Source organism: Actinomadura sp. NPDC000600 (genome assembly GCF_040492135.1).
Lineage (GTDB): Bacteria > Actinomycetota > Actinomycetes > Streptosporangiales > Streptosporangiaceae > Spirillospora.
Genome location: NZ_JBEUPD010000003.1, coordinates 243,210 through 262,718, shown reverse-complemented (window position 1 = coordinate 262,718; position 19,509 = coordinate 243,210). Strand labels below are relative to the sequence as shown.

Below are 19,509 nucleotides of genomic sequence, written 5' to 3'. Positions count from 1 at the left end.
GATCTGTTCCTCGGGTGTGCGGAGGAGGGGTGTCGAGGAGCGAGGGCGCGAGAGGGGGCGGCGGGGTCACCGCCACCCCTCGGGCTCAGGAGTACTCGGCGAGGATCTCTCCGGCGGCGCGGCGGCCGGACCGGACCGCGCCGTCCATGTAGCCGTTCCAGACGTCGGAGGTCTCCGCGCCGGCCCAGTGGATGCGGCCGACCGGCGCGGTGAGGGCCCTGCCGTACTGGGTCCAGGCGCCGGCGCCGAGTCGTCCGCCGTAGCAGCCGCGGGTGAACTCCTCGGCGGTCCAGTCCTGCTCCACCACGTCGAACGGGCGTGCGGCCTTCTCCCCGAAGTACTTCACCAGGGCGGCGACGACCAGTTCACGGCGCTCCTCGGCGGTCGCCCGGCCGGCGGTGCGGGCGTGGGCGCCTTCGAGGAAGCCGACCAGGACGCCGCAGGAGCCGTCGGGCGGGGAGTTGTCCAGGACGACGTTGAACGAGTCGTCGAGGCTGAGCACGAAGCCGTTGAGCCCCTCCTCCCGCCAGAACGGCGTGTCATAGCCGACCTGGAACTTGATCACCGAGCCGGCCGGCATCTGCTGGGTCAGGCCGTCGCGCAGCGCGGGCAGGGCGGGGGTGTAGCGGATGCGGCCCGCGAGCGTCTGCGGGACCGCGACGATCACGTGCCCGGCGGTGACCTGGCCACCCTCGTAGGCGACGACGACCCCGGTGTCGTCCTGGACGATGGAGCGGACCACCGCGCCGAGCCGCACCCGGTCGCCGAGTTCCTCCGCCATCCGCTCGGAGATCCGGTGGGTGCCGCCGACCACGCGGGTCTCCTGGGCCCCACCGGTGGTCGCGACCAGGGTCTCGAGGCTGGTGCCGGACTTGACGTAGAAGAGGAAGTGCAGCAGCGAGAGCTCCGGAGACTCCGCCGAGAAGAGAGCGGGCACCAGCAGGCGGAAGAAGCGCAGGGCGATGGTGTCCTCGGTGCTGGCGACCAGCCACTGGTCGAGGGTGCGGCGGTCGAGGTCCTCGGCGCCTTCGGTCTCCCACGGCGCCCCGGTGGTGACGGTCGAGGCGAGCTCCTCGATCTCCTCCCAGAGCCGGCCGACCTCCATCGCGGAGTCCAGAGGGAGGCCGAAGGTCTCGTCGGCGTACCGCACCGCCTTACCGTCGTAGACGGTGAGGGACTCGCCGTCGTCGAAGGTCGAGAAGGTCTCCAGGCCGAGCTCCTCGATGAGGTCGAGGACGGCGTCCTGGGTCGGGCCGACCCACTGGCCGCCCATCTCCACCGGCACCCCGTTGCTGAGGACGCCGCCGAGCGTGCGACCCGCGACCCGGTCCCGGGCCTCCAGGACGGCCACGGTCCTTCCGGCGGCCACCAGCTCCCGGGCCGCACTGAGGCCGGCGAGACCGGCACCCACCACGACGACATCGACGTCAGGCATGGGACCTCCAAGTAGTACAGTCGTATGACTTACTTCATGGACCGTAGACGCCGACGTCAGTCGAGGCAAGACCTCAGACGGACAGATTCATGCAGCCGACCGGATCACGTGGCCATGCCCCGCGCTCAGGCGCCACCGGCGGTGCGGACCCGCCCGGCCGGCCGCACCCTGGCCAGCCCGATGAGCATCTCGATCACGGCGTCGAGGTCCTCGCGCGACCGGCCCGGACTGGGGTCGCACACGTGCTGCAGGATCAGCCCGTCGACACTGGCCACCACCACCCTCGCCAACTGGGCGAACGGGATCGCGCAGACCTCACCGGCCTTGCCGGCGGCCTCCTGGCACCACTGGGCCACGATGCCGGCATAGCGTTCGTACTGCCAGCGCGCCAGGTGCTCTTGCCCCGGGGTCCGCAGAGCGTAGGTGGTCAGTTCGTACTGCATGAGCTGCAGGTCGGACTGCTCGGCCACCAGTTGGGACCAGAACCTGGTGAGCCCCTGGCGGATCGCGTGCTCGAGGCCGTCCTCCACCTGCACCGACTCCTTGAGCACCCCGGCGATCTCGTCGACCACGTCCTCGATGACGGCCCGGAGCAGGAGTTCCTTGGAGGGGAAGACGTACTGCAGCGTCCCGAGCGAGACCCCGCCCTCCGCGGCGACGGCGCGCAACGAGGTGCGGGCGACGCCCTCCCTTGCCAGCACGCTGCGGGCGGCCGCCACGAGCTGCTTGCGACGGACCGAGGCCTCCATGTACGCCATTCACTCTCTCCCAGATGTGGTCGACTGACCGAATTATTGTCCCATCCATCTTGTCAACCGGCGTGGCACCTGCTTATCGTCACCTCCCAGTCGGTCAACTGACTGAATTCAGTGGCACGACCATCCCTCCTCCAGCGTCGCGGCAGGCGGCGGAAGGGGAGGCGCTCGCACGGCGCGCGTGGTCGTCTGAGAGGAAGGGAGACCGTCGGTGTCAACGGTGGACTCCACTCGCCCCCGCGAGGGGCGGTTCGACGGCGGTGCCATGGGGACCGCCGACATCGTGTTCTTCGTGCTCGCGGGCGTGGCCCCGATGGGCGTCGTGGTCGCCCTGCTGACCCTGTCGATCGCCCTGGGCGACGGCGCCGGCGCTCCGGGCACCTACCTCATCGCGGGCGTCGTGCTCGCGCTGTTCAGCACCGGGTACGTGAGGATGAGCCGGCGGATCACCAGCGTCGGGGGTTTCTACACCTTCGCCCGGCATGGACTGGGCCGGCACGCGGGCGGCGCCACCGCCTACGTCGCGCTGCTCGCCTACAACGTCGCCACCATCGGGATTTTCGGTGCTCTGGCGTACTTCGGCGGTGAGGTCATCAGCGAGATCGCCGGTGCGCGGGTGTCCTGGCAGGTCTGCGCCCTGGCCTTCTTCCTGCTCGTCTCGTTGCTGGCCTATTTCAAGGTCACCATGAGCGCGAAGGTGCTCGGCCTCGCGCTCGCCGCCGAGGTGCTGCTCCTGCTCGGCTTCGACGCGGCGGTCCTCATCGAGAAGGGCTTCCACGGCTTCTCCCTTGAGGTGTTCCAGCCCGCGGTGGTGTTCGGCGGCGGCTTCGGCGTCAGCCTCATGCTCGCCTTCGGCTCCTTCGTCGGTTTCGAGGCCACGGCCCTCTACGGTGAGGAGGCCCGTGCACCGCACCGCACGGTCCCACGCGCGACGTACGTCTCCCTGGCCGTCATCGCCGGCTTCTACCTGGTCACCACGTGGGCCGCGATTTCGGCGTACGGCGTCGACCATGCCCAGGCCGCGGCCAAGGACGACCCCGAGAACTTCATCTTCAACGCCAGCACCGACTACCTCGGGCAGTCCTTCACCGACATCATGGGCATCCTGGTGATGACCAGCCTGTTCGCCGCCTTCCTGGCGTTCCACTGCAACACCGCCCGCTACCAGGTGGCGCTCGCCCGCGACGGCCTGCTCCCGCGGGCGATGGCCCGGATCCATTCCCGACACGGCTCCCCCGTCGTGGCGAGCGGCTGGCAACTCGGGCTCGTCGCGGCGGCCACCTTCGGCTTCACCCTCGCCGGACAGGATCCCTACCTCGGCATGGGCATCAGTCTCTACGGCCTCGGAGTGCTCGGCATCGTCGCGCTCCAGGCCACCGCCGGCATCTCGATCGTCGGGTTCTTCCTCCGCCACCGCCGGGGCGAGTCGGTCTGGGGCGCCATCGTCGCGCCGGCCCTCGGCGGCCTCGGACTGGTCGTCGGGCTCATCCTGATGCTCGTCAACTACTCGACCCTGACCGGCAGCGACCTCGCCTGGGTGAACTCGCTTCCGTGGCTCCTGCCCGCGGCCGCGGTCGCCGGGGTCGTCGCGGCCGGCCGCCAGAAGGGCGTCGAGCCCTCCGACCGGGCGTACGCGACGATCCAGTCCGAGCTCGCCGCGGCCGAGAACGCCCGCCGACAGGGAGAGTGAGCCCGCCGTGCCCACCGCGATCTCTCCTGACTCCTCGATCGCCGACCTCAGCGCGGCCCTCGCCGCCGGGCTGGTCACGAGCGTCGAACTCGTGGCGATGTTCCTCCACCGCATCGCCGCCTACGACCGCGCGAACATCACCCTGAACAGCGTGCCCGTGCTGAACCCCGAATCGTTCGCCGAGGGGCGCCCTCGCGCGGCCCGATCTCCGTCCGGGGCAACTGGCCGCTGCTCCCCGTGCGGGAGGTCTCGCGACCGGTGAACAGCTGGGCGCCTTCGCCGAGTTCGACGAACCCGATCTGGTGTACGAACCCGCGGGGGGCTGCGGTGAGCACCGCAGGCCCCGCCAGGCTGCCGCCCCGCTTGGAGAATGCCCTCTCGAGGAACGGCCGGCGGCGCTAGCCGTTGCGTACCGTGAGGGAGGCCTCGATCCCGTAGTGGTCGGACAGGACGGTCGAGCGACCGCCGGGGAGCCTGGCCTTCTCCTTGAAGACCAGGCGCGTCTTCGCCTCCATCCCCGGCCTGACCAGGAGCTGGTCGATGGCGCCGATCTCCGCGTAGTCGGGGCGGAAGGTCGGTTCCGTGTCGCCGCCGAATGCGTCCCGCAGCCCGGTGGCCGAGACGAAGTCCGCGAAGTAGGGGGAGTCGCGGGGGACGTTGAAGTCGCCCATCGCCACCAGCGGCTCCGTCTTCGGGATCCGGTCGACGGCGGCCGCCAGCCGGCGCAGCTCCGCCTGCTCGACCCGCGTGTAGGCGTTGGACGGAGACCAGTCCATGTCGAGGTTCGCCGACAGGTGGGTGTTCACGACGGTCAGGTGGCCGCCGGGGAGCCGGATCCGGGTGAACAGGGCGCCCTTGCCCAGCAGCCATTCGGGACGGGCCGGACGGGCAGGAACATAGTGCACGAAGTGGCGGCGGGTCACCGGATGGCGGGAGAGCGTAACCAGCCCGCCGCGCACGAGCGGGAACAACGGCGCGTAAGCGACGTGGGGATACGAGGGCGCGGCACGGCGCAGCAGGCCCAGGACCCGCCACGAGATGACCTCCTGCAAGCAGACGACGTCGTAGTCCGACCGCTCGATCATCTCGGCCAGCACGCCCATCCGTGCCCGGGCCTCGCCCTTGAACAGGGTGTTGAACGTGAGGACACGCGCCAGCATGGCGGCCACTCTATGTCACCGCGTTGCCCGGCGAGGTGACGCCTTCGGATACTGGGCGCGACGACCGGACCGGTGACACCGGACACGCTGGACGGGAAAGGTTCTGCATGGGATTCCAACTCGGTTTGTTCTCCCCCAACACCGAATCGGGCCTCGCCATCACGACCGCACCAGAGCGATGGCATGCGACCTGGGGCGAGAACCTGCGGCTCGCGCGGATCGCGGACGAGGTGGGCATCGACTTCCTCCTCCCGGTCGCGCGCTGGACCGACTGGGGGCCGGACACCGACTTCCACCGCAGCGCCCTCGACCCGCTGGTGTGGGCGTCCGGGCTCCTCGCCCAGACGAGCCGGCTCCGCGTGTTCACCACCGTCCACACCGCGTTCCACCATCCCGTCGTCGCGGCCTAGCAGCTCGCGACCGCCGACCACCTCAGCAAGGGGCGGGTCGGGCTGAACATCGTGGCCGGTTGGCACGCTCCCGAGTACGAGATGTTCGGCCTCACGCTGCCCGGCGACCACGACACGCGGTACGCCCTAGCGCAGGAGTGGTGGGACGTCGTCAGGCGCATCTGGTCGAGCGACGAGCCGTTCGACCACGAAGGGCGGTTCTTCCAGCTCAAGCATGTGGTGGGCAGGCCCAAGCCGTACAACGGGCACAGCCTCCCGGTCATCAACGCCGGGTCGTCCGCGCAGGGGCGGTCGTTCGCCGCGCGCAACGCCGACCGGGCGTTCACGGTCGTCGGCGGCCCGGAGGACGGGGCCGGGATCGTGAAGGCCATCCGCGCCGAGGCCGCCTCCCACGGCCGGGAGGTGGGCGTCTTCACGCTCGGCCATGTCGTGTGCCGCCCGACGAGGGCGGAGGCCGAGGACTTCCTGCGCTACTACGCCGACGAGCACGCCGACTGGCCCGCCGTCGACGAGGTGATGCGGCTGCAGGGGCTGCACGCGCAGTCGTTCACACCGGAGATGCTCCAGGTGTACCGGGACAGGTTCGCGGCCGGGCACGGCAGTTGCCCGCTGGTCGGCGACCCCGACGACGTCGCGGACGGCCTCGCGGAGTTCGCTCGTGCGGGATTCGACGGTATCGCTCTGTCGTTCCTCAATTACGCTGACGAACTGGGCTACTTCGCCGCCGAGGTCATGCCGCGGCTGCGGGCCCGAGGTGTTCTGCCCGTCGCCCATCAGGAAACGGCTCCCCCACCAGGACGATGACATCAACCGCGACAAAGCCGCCCCTGTCCGCCCATCGGCGCGTCGTCAGCAAGGACATCGGAGTCCTGCACGACACGGTCGAACCGTTCGCCGTCGGCCACGACCTCCAGGCGCTCGAACCCGACGTGCCGATGGACGGCCTGGTCAACGCCCTCGGCGTGGGATCGGTGAACCTCGTCTGGGTGCGGTACGGGGGCGGCGGCGTCATCGTCGACACGCCGCCCACGGAAGGCCATTTCGCCATGTGCGCGCCGATCGCGCCCATGGGCGTCGAGTACCGGGCCTCCAGGCGCCGCGAGACCGCCGGGGGCAGCCTCGTCCTCTCGCACGACGAGGCGATGCGGATGACGCCGCATCCGACGGAGGGCTGCCTGGTGATCGCGACGAGCACCGGGCGGCTCGCCGACCATCTGGGCGCCCATCTCGGGCGCGACCACACCGCGCCGCTGCGCTTCCACGACGCCGGCGAGCAGGGCCTCGTGCCGTCCTCGATCGTCGAACGCACCTGGCGGTACGTGTGCGACGTCCTGGACGACGCGGCGGCGCAGGGCGGGCTCCATCCGCTGGCCGAGCGCAGCCTGGAGGAGTCGCTGCTCACGGCGATCCTCCTCGGCCTGCCGCACACGGGCACGCCGAGCCTCGCGGAGCCCGCCGGCCGGGTCCCCCACCATCTGGCCGGGATCATCCGGGAATGGGTCGAGGCGCACCACCACCGCCCGGTCGGGGTCACGGACATCGCGGCGGCCGTGGGGCTCGGCGTCCGGCAGCTCCAGGCCGTCTGCCAGACCGAGTGGGGCCTGACGCCGACGCAGCTCCTGCGCGGCGTGCGGCTCGACCGCGCCCGCGCCGCGCTCACCGTCGCCCCGCCCGGGCCCCGCACCATCACCGACGTCGCCGGGGCCGCCGGATACTTCCACATGAGCCGTTTCGCCGCCCACTACCGGCAGCGCTTCGGGGAGACGCCCTCGCAGACCCTGATGCGGACCTGAGTCAGTCCCGCTCGATGCCCGCCAGGATGCGGTCCCCGGCGCGGCGCCCGATGCGGGCCAGGGCCCTGTTCGCGGTGGGCGACACGCGGGAGAGCGCGCGGCCGAAGCGCGCCTCGGCGGTCACGTGCACCACCGGCCTGTCCTGCCGGACGGCCCGCAGGATGGCCCGCGCGACCTTCTCCGGCGCGAATCCCCGGCGCTCGGACGCCCGCCCCAGCCGCTCACGCAGCTCGGTCTCCGCGCCGCGCGGCAACCCGACGAAACGGGTCCTGCCGACGATGGGCGTATCGATCACCCCGGGGCAGATGGCCGAGACGCCGATCCCGTAGCGGTCGAGGTCGAGGCGGAGGCCCTCGGTCATCTGCAGGACGGCGGCCTTGGTGGCGCCGTAGGCGGGCATCTCCGGGCTGGGCAGGTAGGCGGCCATCGACGAGAGGTTGACGATGTGGCCCCACTCGCCGCGTTCCACCATCTGGCGGCCGAACAGGCGGGAGCCCCGGTACATGCCGTCCAGGTTGATGGAGCGGATGCGGTTCCACTCCTCCTCGGACGTGTCGAGCAAGGAGCCCGCGATGGCGATGCCCGCGTTGTTCACCACGATGTCGGGCACGCCGAACACGTCCCGGACGTAGTCGGCGAACCGCTCCATCGCCTCGGCGTCGGCCACGTCGACCCCGTAGACGTGCGCTTCGCCGCCGGCCGCCTGGATCTCATCGACCGTTCGCTTGGCGGCGCCTTCGTCGATGTCCGCCGCGACCACGCGGGCGCCTTCTGCGGCGAAGGCGTGGGCGGTGGCGCGTCCGATGCCGCTGCCCGCCCCCGTGACGACGACGAGATCGCCGCCGAAGTCCTTGCCGGGACGTCCTGCCGCGCGCGCGTGGGCGAGGCCAGGGGTCTCCGGCCCGCCCTCGATGTGCTCCACGAACTCGCCGATCCAGCGGGCGACGAGATCGGGATGGCTGCGCGCCACCCAGTGCCCGGCCGGTGCGCGCCGTACGTACAGGCGCTCCACGGGCCCGCGCGCGGACAGCAGGAGCGACTGCGAGCCGTAGCGGTCCTTGACGGGGACGATGAGCTGGACGGGGACGTCCGTCCGCCCGTCCCCGGACGCGCCCTCGCCCCGGCCCGCGCCGGCGCGGCCCATGTTGGCGCGGCCCATGTTGGCGCGGTATAGGCCGAGCCCGTTGCGGGCGTCCGCGGCCAGCGTGCCGGCCGGATGCCCGGGGCGCGGTTCGGTGCCCTCGCGCAGCCGCATCGTCCGGCCGAACCCGGCGGCGAGCACCCGGGCCGCGGCCTCGCCCGCCCGGGGCGCCATCAGGACCGGCATGTAGACGCTGCGCCGCGCCTGCCCGAGCACCTCCGCGACGCCCCGCGGCCCGGACCGGACGGCCTCCCGCGCCCAGCGGGCCATGTGCCGCCGGTCCGGCCCGGAGATCGAGGTGAAGGAGGCGATGCGGCCGCGCAGCCGGTCCCCGATGACGGCCTCCCAGCCCTGCACCGAACCCCAGTCGTGCCCCACCAGGTGGACGGGCTCGTCGGCGCCGACGCCGTCCAGGACGGCCTCCAGATCGCCCATGAGCGCGTCCAGCCGGTAGTCCAGCGGGTCGGCGGGAGCGCCGGACGCGCCGGCCCCTCGCACGTCGTAGGCGACGACGCGGAACCGCCCGGCGAGCCGCTCGGCGACCTCGTCCCACATCGCGCCGGTGTCCGGGTAGCCGTGGACGAGCACGACCGTCGGCCGGTTCTCCACGCCCCGCACCCGCACGGCCAGCTCGATCTCGCCCGACCTCACCCGCTGGTCACGCATCAGCCCGCCCGCCTGTCCCTAGGAGCCCGTTTCCCGTGAAACTACGCCCCTCAAGCGGCCTGTCCAGAGAGTTCCCTCAGGAAGGGCGCGCGCTAAGGCCGGTGCACGAACGCAGGCCGTTCCACCGCTGGACCTCCGCCTTGGCGGCGGCGCCCTTCATCGGGATGGGGATGCCGCCGGAGATGAGGGCGGGGCTCCACTTGTCCTTGGCGACCTTGCCGTTCACGACCTTGAGGAACAGCACGCCCGACTTCGCCGTCTGGCCCTGCGCCGAAGAGAACACGAAGTTGCCCATGCCGTAGTGGACGTAGGCGCCGTTCATGTAGCCGCCGCCCAGCGGGATGTGCGCGTGTCCACCGACCACCACGTCGGCGCCCGCCTCGACGAGCGCCTTGGCGAGTTCCTGCTGCCGGGGCAGCGGGCACCCCTTCAGCTCGGCGCCCCAGTGCAGGTGCACGATGACGACGTCCGATCCTTGGCGCGCCTCCTTCACCGCTTGCACCATGCGCGGGACGTCCTTGGCGGACGCGAGACCGCCCTTGGCGTCGGTGGCCGTCCAGGCCTGGATCAGGTTGTCGTCCAGCACCTGCGTGGCGCCGACGATGGCGATCCTGTTGCCCTTCACGGTGACGCGGTACGGGCGGTAGGCGGCATCCGCGTTCTTGCCGATGCCGACCACAGGGAACCGGCTGCGCTTGATGGCGGCCAGGGAGTCGCGCAGGCCGCCCTCCATGTAGTCCATGCCGTGGTTGTTGGCCATGGAGGCCACGTCCACGCCCGCCGCCTTCAGGGCCGTGAACGCGGTGGCGGGCGCTCGGAAGGTGAACTGCTTGCCGGGCGCGGGCGTACCACCCGTCGTGATCGCCGTTTCCAGGTTCACCATGGCGAGGTCCGCGGCGCGCAGCTGCTTGGCGACCGGCCCGAGCGCGGTGGACGGGTTGGCCAGCCGCCCCCGCAGCGACCCCTCGAAGTGCGTGTCGCCGCCGAAGGCGATCAGGATCGGCTGCTTGGCGGCCTTGGGCTGCTGCGACCCGTCCCCGCCCTGCCCCTGGCCTTTCGGCGACGCCGGGGGCGTGGCGCCCTCCGCCTTGGACTTGTCGGATCCGCCGCAAGCCGCCGCGGCCAGCGCCACCCCGGCCACGACCACGGCGGTCGTCCCCCGCAAGCCCGTCTTCCCCCGCATGGCCATCGCCTCGCCTCCGTCCGGCCCCCCATGGACCTCCGCGTCGGGTCGGCCCAGCATGCCACGAGCACGCTGCGCCCCGGCAAAGACGCACGAGTCTTTGTCTTGAGCCGTTCTTGTTTACGGGGATAGGTTGACCCGCATGACCGCATCCGAGACGCCGAGGCCCCGCACCCGATGACCGTGGCGAGCCCGGCCCGTCCGGAGGGCCGCGTGGGCGACACCCGGCGCCTGGTGTGCCGGAGCTGCGGAGCGGCCGAGGACGCCGACCGCGCCGCGGCGCACGCCCCCTGCCTGGAGCCGCCGGCCGGCACCGGCTTCCGGATCGAGGCGGCCGAGGTCACCTTCCGGGGCCTGTGCCCCGCGTGCCGTCCCGCCGCCGAGGGCGACTGACCACCACCGGAGGGGACGCCCGGCCTCGGGGCGCCCTCACCAGGGGGAGCGGCCGGACCACCTCCCACCGACCGCTCCCCCTCCGCCCTTTTTCGTCGGTAACGTGCACGCCCATGACCCTCCGCTTCGACGAGACCGGGTGGGAGCCGCTCCAGCCCGGCGCCTACCGCAACGCGGACGGCGACGTCGCCGCCCTCTACGGGTACGACATCCCGCCCGACCTGCCGGCCCCGCTGGAGCAACTCGACCTGCTGCGCCGCCGCATCGCCGAAAAGGCGGCCGAGGCCGGCGGCGGGCTGATCGAACTGGACGTGATCACGCTGGACGGGCTCCCGGCCGTCCGGCAGATCATCAAGCTGCCGCTCCCCGACCGTCCGGCCGGCGTGGCCTACGTCGCCTCCTTCACCGTGCCGCGCGCGGACCGCAGCCTCGTCCTGAAGATCCAGTGCCTGGAGCAGGGCGTCACCGGGATGCGTGACAGCACCGCGCTCAACCACTACCTGACCGAGTACGGGCAGGGCCGCGACCTCCAGGACATGATGCGCTGGTGGGCGCAGCACGCCTACGCCCCGGAGATCCAGGGCGGCCTGCCCCGCAACCTCTCCGAAGACCCCGGCTGGGACCCGCACTTCCCCCAGCACCCGCTGTCCCGGGCCCGCCGCACCCTGACCGCCCTGGCCCCCACGATCGAACTCCACCCCGACTTCAAATCCGCCCCGCCCTTCGCCCCCTGACCCCGCCAACGGCCCGCGCATCCAGGCTCTGGCCTGGCACTCGGCCGAGCAGAGGAGCCTGACGCATGCCCCTTCCGGTATGGGCGGCGAACCCCTCCTGCCTCCTGATCACCATCGAGGAGTACGAAGCGCTGCCAGTGGAGGCACGCCTAGGCATCGAGATCGTGGACGGCGGCGTCATCGGCTGCAAAGGGGCCAGCCCGCAGGAGCGCGACGTGTCGCGCAACCTGACGACGGCCCTGCGGGCCGCGCGCCCCGCACAGGCCGATCTCGAAGTTCTGGCAGGCGCTGATGTGCACTTCCGGGAGAGTGGCCGGGCTCCCCACAGGGGCGAGAAGCACTTCACCATGCGGCGGCCCGACATCAGTGTCGCGCGCCGGAAGGAGCCCGGGGCGAAGCTCTGCTCGGACGACGTCATGGCCGCCATCGAAATCACATCATCCGTCGACATCACCCACTTCTATGACAAGCGGGCCGAGTATGCGGGCCAGCGCATTCCCGTGTATCTCATCGTCCTCATGCATGGCCGGCGGATAGTGGACGTCCAAGAGCACCGACTTGACTGGAGCGGATGCGATTACGGGCTGGCAGCCGTGCATCGCGGTTCGCTCAGCACCGAACTGCCTGAGGGGATGAAGGTGAACGTGGCGTTCTCGGAGTTGGAAGGCGTCTGACGCCACGGGCGGCCTGCGGCTCCAGAGGATCACCGGACGCGGTGTGAGCGGCCCGGCGGTCCCGGGGCGGGCGAACCGGGGGCCCGCGGTTGGCAAATGGGGCTTTGTGGCAAAGTAACTCCGTTGTGCCTTTATGGGCCATGCCCGGCCATGGCGTCCGCGCGGACGGGCGGGTCATGATGGGGAGACGGTCCCGTTCACAAGGAGTGTCCCGATGGGCGACCGCACGGCCTTCCGCACCTGCCCCCTCTGCGAAGCCCTGTGCGGGCTCGAACTGACCCTCGACGAGGCGGGGACGGTCAAGCGCGTCCGCGGGGACGAGAAGGACCCGTTCAGCAAGGGCTTCATCTGCCCCAAGGGGGCCACGCTCGGGAGCCTCGACGGGGACCCCGACCGGCTGGCCGAGCCGCTCGTGGCGGGCGAGACCGCCGGGTGGGACGAGGCGTTCGAGGCCGTCAGGCGGGGGCTGTCGGAGGTCGTCGCGCGGCACGGACGCGACGCCGTCGCCGTCTACATCGGCAACCCGACCGCCCACTCGATCGCCGGGCCGCTGTACGGGAGCGCGGTCGTGAAGGCGCTCGGCACCCGCAACCTCTACACGGCGAGCACCGCCGACCAGATGCCGAAGCACGTGGCGTGCGGGCACATGTTCGGCGACCCCCTGGCGATCCCCGTGCCCGACCTCGACCGCACCGGGCACCTGCTCATGCTGGGCGCGAACCCGCTGGAGTCGAACGGCAGCCTCGCGTCCGCTCCCGACTTCCCGGGCCGGCTCAAGGCGATCCGGGCGCGCGGCGGCAAGATCACCGTGGTCGACCCGCGCCGGACGCGGACGGCCGCCCTCGCCGACGAGCACGTGTTCATCCGCCCGGGGACGGACGCGTTCTTCCTGATGGCGCTCGTCCACACCCTGTTCGCCGAGGACCTCGTCAAGACCGCCGAGCACCTGGCCGGGCGCGTCAACGGCCTGGACGACCTGCGCGCCCTCGCCGTCGACTTCGCCCCCGAGGACGTCGCGGACGCCACCGGCGTCCCGGCCGCGGTGATCCGCAGGACGGCGCGCGAGCTGGCCGCCGCCGAACGCGCCGCCGTCTACGGCCGCATCGGGACTTGCACGCAGGCGTACGGGACGCTGAACAGCTGGCTCGTGGACGTCCTGAACGTCCTCACCGGGAACCTCGACCGGCCGGGCGGCGCGATGTTCCCGCGGCCCGCCCACGCGCCGGTGTACCGGCGCAAGAAGCCGTTCACGACCGCGCGGTGGCGCAGCCGCGTGCGCGGGCTGCCCGAGGTCAACGGCGAGCTGCCCGTGGCGACGCTCGCGGACGAGATCGAGACGCCCGGCGAGGGGCAGGTCAGGGCGCTGATCACGATCGGCGGCAACCCGGCCCTGTCGGCGCCGAACGCGGCCCGGCTCGACCGCGCGCTCGCCGGCCTGGAGTTCATGGTCAGCGTCGACCCCTACCTGAACGAGACGACGCGGCACGCCCACGTGGTGCTGCCGCCGCCGCGCCCCGCGCAGACCCCGCACTACGACATCGCGCTGACCGGGCTCGCCGTCCGCGACTACGCGCGCTACTCGCCGCCGGTCGTCCCGCTGCCGGACGGGCGGCCCAGCGAGGCCGAACTCCTCGCGCGGCTCGCCGTGGCCGCCTCCGGGACGGACGGCGACCCCGCCCTGCTCGACGAGATGATCATCAAGTCGACGCTGGCGAAGGCCGTCGCGATCCCCGGTTCCCCGGTGCACGGCCGCGAGCCCGACGAGCTGCGCAAGATGCTCGACACCGGCACCCTCACCGAGCAGCGGCTCGACATGATGCTCCGCCTCGGCCCCTACGGCGACGGGTTCGGCGCCGAGCCCGCCGGCCTCACGCTCACGCGGCTGCGCACCGAGCACCCGCACGGCCTCGACCTCGGCGCGCTCAAGCCGCGCCTGGACGAGGTCCTGTGCACGACGTCCGGCCGGATCGAGCTGTGCCCGTCCACGTGCGCCGCCGACGTCGACCGCCTGCGCTCCGCCCTGCGCGATCCGGGGACGTCCGGCGGGACGGTCCTGATCGGGCGCCGCCACCTGCGGTCCAACAACAGCTGGCTGCACAACGTCCCCGAGCTGGTGCGCGGCTCCAACACCTGCACCCTCCAGCTCAACCCCGCCGACGCCGAGCGGATCGGCGTCGCAGCGGGCGACACCGTCCGCGTCACGTCCCGGGCGGGCGCGGTGGAGGCCGTCGCCGAGCCCACCGACACGATCATGGCCGGGGTGGTCAGCCTGCCGCACGGATGGGGCCACGACCGCCCCGGGACGAGGACGCGGGTGGCGAGCCGGCACGCGGGAGTGAACGTCAACGCGGTCACCGACGAGCAGGAGATCGACCCGCTCTCGGGCAACGCGGTCCTCAACGGAGTCCCCGTCACCCTGGAGGCGGCGCGCTGAGCCGTTGTTTAGCCCCTCCCGGCACCAGGTAGGTATGACTGGCCGCGGAGGAACGCGGGAGACTAGGGTCGCAACAGGCGTCCCATCAGGACCGCGGAGGAGGGGCATGAACCGACGGGTCAACATCTTCCGGCGCGGGACGAGCCCCCAGGCGACCGCGCGGCTGGCCGACGCGACCGAGGGGCTGGAGCACGCCCGCGCCCTGGACCGCCCCATCCGGACGATCTCCGGGGCCGTACGGCGCGTCCTGCGTCCAGGGCCGCTCAAGGACGCCCTCCACGGCGTCCCGGTCGGCCACCCCGCCCATCCGCCGCTCACCGACCTGCCCATCGGGCTGTGGATGTCGGCCGCCGTGCTGGACCTCATGCCCGGTACGCGGCGCGCCTCGCAGGTGCTGGTCGCCGCCGGGCTCGCCGGCGCGGTCCCGACCGTCCTCACCGGCATCGCCGACTGGTCCGCCCTGCACCGCGAGCAGCAGCGCGTCGGGCTCGTCCACGCCGCCGGGACGGCCACCGCGAGCATGCTGTACTCGGCATCGTTCGTGGCCCGCTACCAGGGCCGGGACGCCGCCGGGCGCGCGTTCGGCTTCGCGGGCCTCGGCGCCCTCGTCGCGGGCGCCTACCTCGGCGGGCACCTGGCGTTCCGGCAGGCCGCCGGCGCCAGCCACGCCGACCAGCTCGCCCACCTGGTCCCCCTCGGATGGCACGACCTGTGCGCCGTCGAGGACCTTCCCGACGGGTGGCCCGTCTCCCGGCGGCTCGGCTACATCGACCTGTTCGTGCTGCGTCGGGGCGAGGAGGTGCACGTCCTCGCCGACCGCTGCAGCCACCTCGCCGGACCGCTCCACCAGGGCCGCATCCTCACCGACGACGAGGCCGACGCCTGCGTCGTGTGCCCGTGGCACGGCAGCACGTTCCGCGTGGCGGACGGCTCCGTCGTCCACGGCCCGGCCACGGCCCGCCAGCCGTCCTTCGAGACCCGCGTGACCGAGGAGGGCACCCTCCAGGTCCGCCCGACCTGACCTCTCCCGCCCAAGGCGCTCGCGCAGGTGCGCGGGCGCCTTCGCGCATGCCCGCACGCGAGCCTCACACGGCCCCGCCGCCTTCCGGGCTTGCGGCTGCATGTCCGAACGCTGGGGAGATCATCCGGTTTTCCCATATTGACCCCTTAAGAGGGAGAATAGTTGTCCACTATGTGGCTTTCGCCAGCGGTATGAAGATTGCAATTGGCGGTTCTGCGACAAAGCCTTCACGGTGGGCACTGATCACTAAACCCAATGTTTGCGACCTGGACGACATGCGTGGAATTCCCCTCGGGAAGCGTGATCAAGGAAACCATGCCGGACACCTCCGGCATCGAAGATCATTTCGTGGGGGGAAGTATGAGGACGAGCACGCGAACCGGCATGGCACTCGCCGTGGCCGGTGCGGCGAGCGGACTGACGCTGCTGTCCGGCGGCGCGGTCGCCGGCGCGGCCACCGCGCACACCGCCGAGGCGGCGACCACCGTGAACCAGGCGGCCGCCCCGCTCCCGGCCTGCCGGTACGTGGTCACCGCCAAGCACGGCCTGGCGGTCCGCATGGGCCCGGGCGTGAAGTTCCACCAGGTCGGCACCCTGAAGTACGGCGCCCACATCACCGCCGACTGCAAGAACAGCGGCTGGACCCAGCTGCGCGGCGGCGTCCCGCAGGCCTGGATCGGCAAGTGGGTCTCCCGGACCTATCTCAAGCCGCTCGGCTGCGGGTACACCGCCGTCGCCAAGCACGGCCTGGCGGTCCGCACCGGCCCGGGCGTGAAGTACCCGCAGGTCGGCACCCTGAAGTACGGCACCCGCGTCAACGCCGACTGCAAGAGCAAGAACGGCTGGGTCCGGCTGTACGGCGGCGTCCCGCAGGCCTGGATCGGCAAGTGGGTCTCCAGCAAGTACCTCCGGTCGGGCCACCCGGTGGGCCGTGTCGACGCCGGTGGCGGCGGCACCTCGATGGCGGGCTTCCCGATGCTGGCCGGCGCCGGCGCCGGGGTCCTCGCCCTGGGCGGCGGCATCGCCGTCGTGACCCGTCGCCGCCAGGTGAAGGGCGTTTCCTGAGCCCATGGACAGGAGAAGGCGCGACGGCCGGCCGAGCCGAACCTCGTATCGGCTGGCCGCCGCGCTCATCGCGACGGGGACCGCGATGTTCGTCGTCGGACTGGTGCGCGACCACGCCGGTCCGCCGCCGCAACCGCCGTCCTCGGATCTCGTACTGCCCGGCCCCAGAAACGCGGAGCCGGCACCCGCCATCGCCTTTCCGCGGTCGATTCCGAAACGGATCAAAATACCGTCCATCAAGGTCGACGCGCCGATCCGTCCCGTCGCCACGGAACGGGACGGGACGCTCGGCGTGCCGCCGCTCAGCCGCGTCCGGGAGGTGGGCTGGTGGAAGGAGGGCCCGACGCCGGGCGAGGACGGCAACAGCGTGCTCGTCGGCCACGTCGACTCCAAGACCGGCCCCGGTGCCTTCTACAGCCTTGGAGCGCTCCGTCCGGGGCGCAGGATCGAGGTCGTCCGCGGGGACGGGACGTCGCCCGCCTTCCGCATCGACCGGATCCAGCGCGTCGACAAGGACGAGTTCCCTTCCGACAGCGTCTACGGACAGCAGGCCGGGCCCGAACTGCGCCTGATCACCTGCGGCGGGAAGTTCGACCGCAAGCGGGGCCACTACCTGGACAACATCATCGTCTACGCGACCCTGATCCCCGGCCCGCGGAACGCCGCTCCGGAGACCCGGCGCAACTCCTGACCGGGGTGCCGGCGGCGCCGGGACCGGGCAGTGCCCGGCGGCCGCCCGCCCGCGGTCAGCCGGGGGGCTCGGCGCCGTCGGTGGCCACGGGGTGCTCCACCAGGGCCAGCACCCGGCTCGCCATGAAGCGGGCCGTGCGGACGGGCGTGCCCGTCCGGGTGACCTCGCTGACCTCCACGACGCCGCGCCGCGTCGCGACCTCCACGCGGCGCCCCGCCCGGCTCGCCGCGACCTCGTACGTCCGCGTCCCCTCGCCCCCGGCGTCGATCACGATCTCGACCCTGTCGCCCTTCATCCGCGCGAACCTCCGGTAGTCGAACGTATATTCGACTTATACCCGGAACATCGGATCGGCAACCGTCACAAACGGGGCGAAACCCCTGGTCAGGCGAGAAGATTGACGATCGCGACGATGCCCACGACGACGATCACGGCGCGCAGCGCCAACGGCGGGATGCGGCGGCCGACCGAGGCCCCGATCATGCCTCCGCAGGTGGACCCGGCGGCGATGAGCAGGACGACCCACCAGTTGATCTCGGCGCGGCCGAGCAGCCACATGAGCGTGAACAGGATCGCGGCGGTGCCGTTCACGACGGCCGACAGGACGTTCTTGCCCGCGTTCAGGCGCTGGAGGTCGTCGTCCAGCATGATGCCGAGGAGGGCGATGAGGATGATGCCCTGCGCGGCGCCGAAGTAGCCGCCGTACATGCCCGCGAGGAGCACGCCGACCCACAGCGCCGGGCCCCCGTGGGGGCGGTGCTCACCCTCGCGGCGCCGCAGCATCCACTTCTGCAGGCGGGGCTGCACGACCACGAGGACCAGCGCGATGATGATCAGCGCGACGACGATGACGTTGAACGCCTCGGGAGGCAGGCCGAGCAGGAGCAGCCCGCCGATCACGGCCCCGATGAACGAGCCGGTGGCGAGCCGCGTCAGCCGGCCGCGCTGCCCCTTCAGCTCGTGGCGGTAGCCGTAGGCGCCCGTCACGCCGCCCGGGACGAGCCCGATGTTGTTGGAGATGTTCGCGACCACGGGCGGGTAGCCGAGCGCGACCAGGGTCGGAAAAGTGATCAGGGAGCCGGACCCGACGACGGTGTTGATGCCTCCGGCGGCCACACCGGCCGCGAAGACGGCGACCGCGTCCAGGAGATTCACGACCGCCCCATCCCTGTGCTCCGAGTTCCCGACAGTGCGCACATCGTAGGGAACCCGCCGCGGACCCCGGCCGGTCGGGGGGTGTTATGTGGCGTCCTGCCCCGATTCAGCGGGCCGAGCGGGCGTACCAGCGGCCGTTCTGGCGGTCGATGGCGAGCGGGAGCCCGAAGGTCTCCGACAGGTGCTCGGGGGTGAAGACCTCGTCCACCTTGCCCTGCGCGACGATCCCGCCGCCGCGCAGCAGCAGCGCGTGGGTGAAGCCCTCGGGGACCTCCTCCACGTGGTGGGTGACCATCGCCATGGCGGGCGCGGCAGGATCGTCGGCGAGGGCGGCGAGGCGGGCGACGAGGTCCTCGCGGCCGCCGAGGTCGAGACCGGCGGCGGGCTCGTCCAGCAGCAGCAGCTCGGGGTCGGGCATCAGCGCGCGGGCGATCTGGACCCGCTTGCGCTCGCCCTCCGACAGCGTGCTGAACGTGCGGCGGATCAGGTCGGCGCAGCCGAGGGCGTCCAGCAGCGCCACCGCCCGGTCGAGGTCGGTGGAGTCGTACTCCTCCCGCCAGCGGCCGAGGATCGCGTACGAGGCGGTCAGCACGAGGTCGAGGACGGTCTCACCGGCCGGGACCTTCTCCGCGAGGGAGGAGCTGGCGAGGCCGATGCGGGGACGGAGCTCGAACACGTCGGTGCGGCCGAGCTCCTCCTCCAGGATCTCGACGCTGCCCTCGGTGGGATGCAGCATCGCGGCGGCGACCTGCAGCAACGTGGTCTTGCCCGCGCCGTTCGGACCGACGATGACCCACCGGTCGCCCTCGTTCACCGTCCACGTGACGTCCTGCAGAAGGGCGGCCGCGCCGCGCCTGACCCCGACTCCGCGGAGTTGAAGTACCTCGCCTGCCATCGCGCGCCTTCGTCCCCAATCCGGTGGTCCGTGCTCCCGCTTGCAGGAAAGAACCTATGCGATTCGGGGCGTCCGTGGCCCCCCGGGACCGCACCCGGAGTCCGCCTCCGGTACCCGCCCGCAACGCGAGAGGTCCCTTACGTCCGGTGGCACCGGCGATCTGAGCGCTTATCGTGGATCGCATGCCCATTACGGAACGCACGAGACCGAGAAT

The 19,509-nt window shown here is 71.9% G+C and carries 18 protein-coding genes and 1 pseudogene; 11 read left to right on the top strand and 8 right to left on the bottom strand.

Annotated features, from left to right (window positions below):
* Window positions 1-85: 85 nt before the first annotated feature.
* Both ABWI07_RS06400 and ABWI07_RS06395 read right to left on the bottom strand, forming a co-directional pair.
* Window positions 86-1,435, bottom strand: coding sequence for a flavin monoamine oxidase family protein (locus ABWI07_RS06400; RefSeq protein ID WP_353817905.1), 1,350 nt, complete (start codon window positions 1,433-1,435; stop codon window positions 86-88).
* A gap of 125 nt (window positions 1,436-1,560) precedes the next feature.
* Window positions 1,561-2,193 (bottom strand): TetR/AcrR family transcriptional regulator, encoded by a 633-nt coding sequence (locus ABWI07_RS06395; RefSeq protein WP_353817904.1) that lies wholly within the window; start codon window positions 2,191-2,193, stop codon window positions 1,561-1,563.
* A gap of 208 nt (window positions 2,194-2,401) precedes the next feature.
* Between ABWI07_RS06395 and ABWI07_RS06390 the strand changes: the two genes are divergently transcribed.
* Both ABWI07_RS06390 and ABWI07_RS06385 read left to right on the top strand, forming a co-directional pair.
* Complete coding sequence (locus ABWI07_RS06390; RefSeq protein WP_353817903.1) at window positions 2,402-3,880, top strand: APC family permease; 1,479 nt, start codon at window positions 2,402-2,404, stop codon at window positions 3,878-3,880.
* A 7-nt stretch (window positions 3,881-3,887) separates the two neighbouring features.
* Window positions 3,888-4,142, top strand: coding sequence for a hypothetical protein (locus ABWI07_RS06385; RefSeq protein WP_353817902.1), 255 nt, complete (start codon window positions 3,888-3,890; stop codon window positions 4,140-4,142).
* A 136-nt stretch (window positions 4,143-4,278) separates the two neighbouring features.
* Here ABWI07_RS06385 and ABWI07_RS06380 read toward each other — a convergent pair whose 3' ends face one another.
* Complete coding sequence (locus ABWI07_RS06380; RefSeq protein ID WP_353817901.1) at window positions 4,279-5,040, bottom strand: endonuclease/exonuclease/phosphatase family protein; 762 nt, start codon at window positions 5,038-5,040, stop codon at window positions 4,279-4,281.
* 107 nt (window positions 5,041-5,147) lie between these two features.
* On the opposite strand from ABWI07_RS06380, the pseudogene ABWI07_RS06375 reads away from it, so the two are divergent.
* Both ABWI07_RS06375 and ABWI07_RS06370 read left to right on the top strand, forming a co-directional pair.
* Window positions 5,148-6,254, top strand: a pseudogene (locus ABWI07_RS06375) (LLM class flavin-dependent oxidoreductase).
* Window positions 6,251-7,243 (top strand): AraC family transcriptional regulator, encoded by a 993-nt coding sequence (locus ABWI07_RS06370; protein ID WP_353817900.1) that lies wholly within the window; start codon window positions 6,251-6,253, stop codon window positions 7,241-7,243. Before ABWI07_RS06375 ends, ABWI07_RS06370 begins: the two are co-directional and overlap by 4 nt.
* A gap of 1 nt (window position 7,244) precedes the next feature.
* Here ABWI07_RS06370 and ABWI07_RS06365 read toward each other — a convergent pair whose 3' ends face one another.
* Window positions 7,245-9,050, bottom strand: coding sequence for an SDR family oxidoreductase (locus tag ABWI07_RS06365; RefSeq protein ID WP_353817899.1), 1,806 nt, complete (start codon window positions 9,048-9,050; stop codon window positions 7,245-7,247).
* Window positions 9,051-9,126: 76 nt separating this feature from the next.
* Window positions 9,127-10,233, bottom strand: coding sequence for a CapA family protein (locus ABWI07_RS06360; RefSeq protein WP_149260199.1), 1,107 nt, complete (start codon window positions 10,231-10,233; stop codon window positions 9,127-9,129).
* Window positions 10,234-10,446: 213 nt separating this feature from the next.
* Between ABWI07_RS06360 and ABWI07_RS06355 the strand changes: the two genes are divergently transcribed.
* The 7 genes from ABWI07_RS06355 (at window position 10,447) to ABWI07_RS06325 (ending at window position 17,245) form a co-directional block, all read left to right on the top strand.
* The gene (locus ABWI07_RS06355) at window positions 10,447-10,626 is read left to right on the top strand and encodes a hypothetical protein (protein WP_149260100.1); all 180 of its coding nucleotides are present in this window, start codon (window positions 10,447-10,449) and stop codon (window positions 10,624-10,626) included.
* A 113-nt stretch (window positions 10,627-10,739) separates the two neighbouring features.
* The gene (locus tag ABWI07_RS06350) at window positions 10,740-11,360 is read left to right on the top strand and encodes a hypothetical protein (RefSeq protein ID WP_149260101.1); all 621 of its coding nucleotides are present in this window, start codon (window positions 10,740-10,742) and stop codon (window positions 11,358-11,360) included.
* Between the two features lie 65 nt (window positions 11,361-11,425).
* Complete coding sequence (locus tag ABWI07_RS06345; protein ID WP_149260102.1) at window positions 11,426-12,034, top strand: Uma2 family endonuclease; 609 nt, start codon at window positions 11,426-11,428, stop codon at window positions 12,032-12,034.
* Window positions 12,035-12,248: 214 nt separating this feature from the next.
* Entirely contained in the window at window positions 12,249-14,468 is a 2,220-nt protein-coding gene (locus tag ABWI07_RS06340) for a molybdopterin oxidoreductase family protein (protein ID WP_353817898.1), read from the top strand.
* Window positions 14,469-14,574: 106 nt separating this feature from the next.
* Complete coding sequence (locus tag ABWI07_RS06335) at window positions 14,575-15,489, top strand: Rieske (2Fe-2S) protein (protein ID WP_149260104.1); 915 nt, start codon at window positions 14,575-14,577, stop codon at window positions 15,487-15,489.
* 384 nt (window positions 15,490-15,873) lie between these two features.
* Window positions 15,874-16,554, top strand: a complete 681-nt coding sequence (locus tag ABWI07_RS06330) for an SH3 domain-containing protein (protein WP_353817897.1) — start codon at window positions 15,874-15,876, stop codon at window positions 16,552-16,554.
* A gap of 4 nt (window positions 16,555-16,558) precedes the next feature.
* A complete protein-coding gene (locus ABWI07_RS06325; RefSeq protein ID WP_353817896.1) occupies window positions 16,559-17,245 on the top strand; it encodes a class F sortase in 687 nt (228 codons plus the stop codon).
* Window positions 17,246-17,300: 55 nt separating this feature from the next.
* On the opposite strand, the gene ABWI07_RS06320 is transcribed toward ABWI07_RS06325, so the two are convergent.
* The 3 genes from ABWI07_RS06320 to ABWI07_RS06310 form a co-directional block, all read right to left on the bottom strand.
* Window positions 17,301-17,540 carry a DUF8836 family protein gene (locus ABWI07_RS06320; protein ID WP_149260107.1) on the bottom strand — a complete coding sequence of 80 codons (240 nt, stop codon included), beginning with the start codon at window positions 17,538-17,540 and terminating at the stop codon, window positions 17,301-17,303.
* Window positions 17,541-17,629: 89 nt separating this feature from the next.
* Entirely contained in the window at window positions 17,630-18,400 is a 771-nt protein-coding gene (locus tag ABWI07_RS06315; RefSeq protein WP_149260108.1) for a sulfite exporter TauE/SafE family protein, read from the bottom strand.
* A gap of 106 nt (window positions 18,401-18,506) precedes the next feature.
* Complete coding sequence (locus tag ABWI07_RS06310) at window positions 18,507-19,295, bottom strand: ABC transporter ATP-binding protein (protein ID WP_149260109.1); 789 nt, start codon at window positions 19,293-19,295, stop codon at window positions 18,507-18,509.
* Between the last annotated feature and the right edge of the window lie 214 nt (window positions 19,296-19,509).

Excerpts from the sequence above, each read along its gene's own strand:
- ABWI07_RS06365 (WP_353817899.1), bottom strand. The coding sequence starts at position 9,050 with ATGCGTGACCAGCGGGTGAGGTCGGGCGAGATCGAGCTGGCCGTGCGG.
- ABWI07_RS06325 (WP_353817896.1), top strand. The coding sequence starts at position 16,559 with ATGGACAGGAGAAGGCGCGACGGCCGGCCGAGCCGAACCTCGTATCGG.
- ABWI07_RS06340 (WP_353817898.1), top strand. The coding sequence starts at position 12,249 with ATGGGCGACCGCACGGCCTTCCGCACCTGCCCCCTCTGCGAAGCCCTG.
- ABWI07_RS06360 (WP_149260199.1), bottom strand. The coding sequence starts at position 10,233 with ATGCGGGGGAAGACGGGCTTGCGGGGGACGACCGCCGTGGTCGTGGCC.
- ABWI07_RS06335 (WP_149260104.1), top strand. The coding sequence starts at position 14,575 with ATGAACCGACGGGTCAACATCTTCCGGCGCGGGACGAGCCCCCAGGCG.
- ABWI07_RS06370 (WP_353817900.1), top strand. The coding sequence starts at position 6,251 with ATGACATCAACCGCGACAAAGCCGCCCCTGTCCGCCCATCGGCGCGTC.
- ABWI07_RS06330 (WP_353817897.1), top strand. The coding sequence starts at position 15,874 with ATGGCACTCGCCGTGGCCGGTGCGGCGAGCGGACTGACGCTGCTGTCC.
- ABWI07_RS06380 (WP_353817901.1), bottom strand. The coding sequence starts at position 5,040 with ATGCTGGCGCGTGTCCTCACGTTCAACACCCTGTTCAAGGGCGAGGCC.
- ABWI07_RS06350 (WP_149260101.1), top strand. The coding sequence starts at position 10,740 with ATGACCCTCCGCTTCGACGAGACCGGGTGGGAGCCGCTCCAGCCCGGC.
- ABWI07_RS06400 (WP_353817905.1), bottom strand. The coding sequence starts at position 1,435 with ATGCCTGACGTCGATGTCGTCGTGGTGGGTGCCGGTCTCGCCGGCCTC.
- ABWI07_RS06395 (WP_353817904.1), bottom strand. The coding sequence starts at position 2,193 with ATGGCGTACATGGAGGCCTCGGTCCGTCGCAAGCAGCTCGTGGCGGCC.
- ABWI07_RS06310 (WP_149260109.1), bottom strand. The coding sequence starts at position 19,295 with ATGGCAGGCGAGGTACTTCAACTCCGCGGAGTCGGGGTCAGGCGCGGC.
- ABWI07_RS06345 (WP_149260102.1), top strand. The coding sequence starts at position 11,426 with ATGCCCCTTCCGGTATGGGCGGCGAACCCCTCCTGCCTCCTGATCACC.
- ABWI07_RS06320 (WP_149260107.1), bottom strand. The coding sequence starts at position 17,540 with ATGAAGGGCGACAGGGTCGAGATCGTGATCGACGCCGGGGGCGAGGGG.